At 72.7% G+C, this 3,508-nt stretch carries 4 protein-coding genes; 2 read left to right on the top strand and 2 right to left on the bottom strand.

The window, feature by feature from the left end; all coding sequences use genetic code 11:
* Both SACAZDRAFT_RS04765 and hpnH read left to right on the top strand, forming a co-directional pair.
* Positions 1–475 (top strand): nucleoside phosphorylase-I family protein (locus SACAZDRAFT_RS04765; RefSeq protein WP_005439216.1); only part of this gene is annotated, 475 nt, incomplete at its 5' end.
* Positions 472–1,482: an adenosyl-hopene transferase HpnH gene (gene hpnH / locus SACAZDRAFT_RS04760; RefSeq protein WP_005439214.1), complete on the top strand. Its 1,011-nt coding sequence runs from the start codon at positions 472–474 to the stop codon at positions 1,480–1,482. The genes SACAZDRAFT_RS04765 and hpnH, both read left to right, overlap by 4 nt.
* 1 nt (position 1,483) lies before the next feature.
* Here hpnH and SACAZDRAFT_RS04755 read toward each other — a convergent pair whose 3' ends face one another.
* On the bottom strand, positions 1,484–2,224 hold the full coding sequence (locus SACAZDRAFT_RS04755; RefSeq protein ID WP_005439212.1) for an SDR family NAD(P)-dependent oxidoreductase: 741 nt from the start codon (positions 2,222–2,224) through the stop codon (positions 1,484–1,486).
* Positions 2,221–3,508: wax ester/triacylglycerol synthase domain-containing protein (locus SACAZDRAFT_RS04750; protein WP_005439211.1), on the bottom strand; the 1,288-nt coding region annotated here is incomplete at its 5' end. The genes SACAZDRAFT_RS04750 and SACAZDRAFT_RS04755, both read right to left, overlap by 4 nt.

The raw sequence follows: 3,508 nt of genomic DNA, 5'->3' as shown, positions 1-3,508 counted from the left end.
CGTGGCCGTGGCCGGGGTCGCGGCGGCGCTCACCGAGTGCGCGCGTCCGGGTGATCTCGTGGTGCCCGACGTGGTGTGTTCGGCGGATCGTGTGTGGCGGTGCCCGTCGGCGGGAACGTTGTCGGCCGTGCTCCGCGGCGACCACCGGGTCCGCACGGCCGTCCACACCGGAGCGCTGATCGAGTCCCCGCGCATGGTGCGCCACGTGCGCGAGGTGCGCGGTGGTCGCAGTGCGGTGGCGCTCGACATGGAATCGGGTCTGCTGCTGGACCTGGCGGACGACGGCAGAAAGGTCGCCGTCCTGCGTGCCGTGGTCGACACGCCCGAGCGACCGCTGCTCAGCGCGGCGACGGTCGCGGGAGGTGTGGCGGCGCTCGCGGCGCTGAGGGCGTGCGGCCCCGCGCTGCGGACCTGGGCGGCGACCGTCGCCCGGGGCAAGAACGACAGCGTTGTGAAGGAGGTGCGGCACCCATGAGCATGCCGTTGCACCAGAGTCTGCGTATCGCGCGCTACCTGCTGGGCCAGAAACTGAAGAGGCGCTCGAAGTTCCCGCTCATCGTGGAACTCGAGCCGCTGTTCGCCTGCAACCTCAGCTGCCCGGGCTGCGGCAAGATCCAGCATCCGGCGGACGAGTTGAAACGGCGTATGCCGGTGGAGCAGGCGGTGTCGGCCATCGAGGAGTGCGGCGCGCCGATGGTGTCGATCGCGGGTGGTGAGCCACTGATGCACCCCCAGATCGACACGATGGTGAACGAGCTGGTGAAGCGCAAGAAGTACGTGTTCCTCTGCACCAACGCCGTGCTCGTCCGCCGCAAGATCGACAAGTTGGACCTCAAGCCGTCGCGGTACTTCGCGTTCGCGGTGCACGTGGACGGACTGCGGGAACGCCACGACGCCGCCGTCGCCAAGGAAGGCGTGTTCGACGAGGTGGTGGAGGCGATCGCCGAGCTGAAACGCCGCGGTTTCCGCGTCACGACCAACACGACTGTGTTCAACACCGACACGCCGCAGACCCTGATCGACGTGCTCGACTTCCTCAACGACGAGGTCGAGGTCGACCAGATGATGGTCTCGCCCGCCTACGCCTACGAGAAGGCGCCGGACCAGGAGCACTTCCTCGGCGTGCACGAGACCCGCGAGCTGTTCCGCAAGGCGTTCGCGGGCGGTAACCGCCAGCGTTGGCGGCTCAACCACTCGCCGTTGTTCCTCGACTTCCTGGAGGGCAAGGTCGACTTCGGCTGCACCGCGTGGGGTGTTCCGTCGTACTCGCTGTTCGGGTGGCAGAAGCCCTGCTACCTGATGAGCGACGGGTACGCGCAGACCTACGCCGAACTGCTGGAGACGACCGACTGGGAGTCCTACGGCCGTGGCCGGGACCCGCGGTGCGCGAACTGCATGGCGCACTGCGGCTACGAACCGACGGCGGTGCTCGCCACCCTGGGCTCGCTGAAGGAGAGCCTGCGCGCCGCGAACGGCGTCTGAGTCAACCGAACCGGCGCTGCAGGGCGTCGGTGAGACCGGGGGCGAGGCCCCGCAGCCGGGCGGGGAACCGGAGCCACCGCGGCACGAACAGCTCCGCGTGACCTTCGTCCACCGCGCGCACGATGGCCGTGGCCACCGCCGAGGCGGACACGGGGCGGGGAAACCGTCGCGTGTAGGCGACGCCCCGCCGGGCGAAGAAGGGCGTGTCGACGACGCCGGGCGACACGACGGACACGGCCACGCCGTGGCGCGCCACCTCGTGCCGCACGCTCGCGGCGAAAACGTTCAGGGCGGCCTTCGTGGCCGAGTACACGACCTCCTGCTCCACCGCCATGTGCCCGGCGATCGACGACACGAACACCAGCCGACCGCGCCCTCGCCGCACCATCCCGGGCAGCACGGCGTGCGCGAGCCGGATCGGTGCCGACACGTTGACCCGCACGAGGTCGTCGATCGTGTCGGTCGTCATGTCGACGAGGTCTCCGGCCCACCCGACACCGGCGGAGGCGACGAGGACGTCGAGCTCGCCGACGTCCGTCGGGAGCGTGTCGAGCACGCGCGCGTCGGTCAGGTCGGCCACCAGGGACGTCGCGCCGGTGCGCCGTGCCACGTCGTCGAGGGCGGCACGGTCGCGGCCGAGGGCGACGACGTGGCAGCCTCGCGCGGCGAAGGCCTCCACCGCGGCGGCCCCGATGCCGGACGACCCGCCGGTGACCAGCACGCGCGTTCCGGGGGTGATCACGACGTCTCCCGCACGGCGGAGTCGGCGACGAGGGTGGACATGCGGTGGGCGAGCGCGTCGGCGAGTGGGGCGAAATCGGCGCGCACGGTCACACACACGGTGATCCACGGTCCCCACGTGAGCGCCCCCCAGGCGAGGCCCGTGCCGGGCGCGAGCGGCAGCACGGGGTAGGCCTGCGACATGACGGCGTCGTGCCAGCGGACCTCCCGTCGAGGCCCGGGCATCACCGTGCCCACGGCGTTGAACCAGTCGCGCCGGTACATCCGCCGCGCGAGCGCGCGATGCAGCGGGACAGGCAGGGCACCGAGCGCCTGCACCACGAGGCTTCCGGCCTCCGGCACTCCCGTCTCCGTCCGCGAGCGCAACGCGGTGGCGACGCGCTCGGCGCGGTGAGTCAGGCCCAGCCGGCCGACGGGAAGGTCGACGGACGCGGCGCCCGTGTGGTTTCCCGCCAGCCGCAGGCTGTCGGTGCCCCGCACCGACCACGGGACCATGAGCCGGAACCTGTCGCCCCGCGCCGCTCCGACGTCGTGCCACGCCTGCGCGAACAGGGTGAGAACGTACTCGGCCGCACTCACCCCGGCGGCTCGGGCAGCCGAGCGCACGTCTCGCCCGGGAAGGAGACCGAGCGCGTGATGCCGCTGGGCGTCGGGGACCTCCCCGTCGGTGACGGCCTCGGGGGCACGGCCCGCCGCGGCCAGCCGGGCGAGTCCCGAGAGGACGGGGCGGACGCCGCCCCGCAGGCCCGGCACGCCCACGTCGCCCATCGGCGACACGGGGCGGCTCGCCCAGGACAACCGGCCGGCGTCGTCGGTGTCGGACAGCAGCGCCTGCAGCATGGTCATGCCGTCCGCGAGCGCGTGGTGCAGCTTGACGAGCAGCGCGCTGCGCCCGTCGGCCAGGCCGGTGACGAGTCGCGCGGCGGCGACGGCGTGCGCGGGCTGCAGCGGCACGGAGAAGAACGTGTCCACTGCGGACTCCAGGTCGGCAACGCTCACCGCGTCGACGAGCGCCGACGCGCTCCGGCCCGGAACGGCACACCAGCGGACCGCGCGCGTCGCGGACGCCGAGGAGAACCGGCCGAGTGCACCCGGCACCGTGGCCAGCATGGCGGCAGCCTGCTCGACCGTGAGGGCCGGGCCGGGTTCGAACACCAGGGCCGTGCCCACGTGCTGCGGGACAGCGGGAGTCTCGACGTGGGCGAACAACGCGTCGGCCGCGGGCAGGCGCCGGGTCGCGGGCCGCGCCGCGGGGAAGGCGAGCCGGTGCAGCGCCCGGTCGAGG

The organism is Saccharomonospora azurea NA-128 (assembly GCF_000231055.2).
Lineage (GTDB): Bacteria > Actinomycetota > Actinomycetes > Mycobacteriales > Pseudonocardiaceae > Saccharomonospora > Saccharomonospora azurea.
Note: the sequence above shows the minus strand (reverse complement) of the source record. Positions and strands in the feature narration are given on the sequence as shown.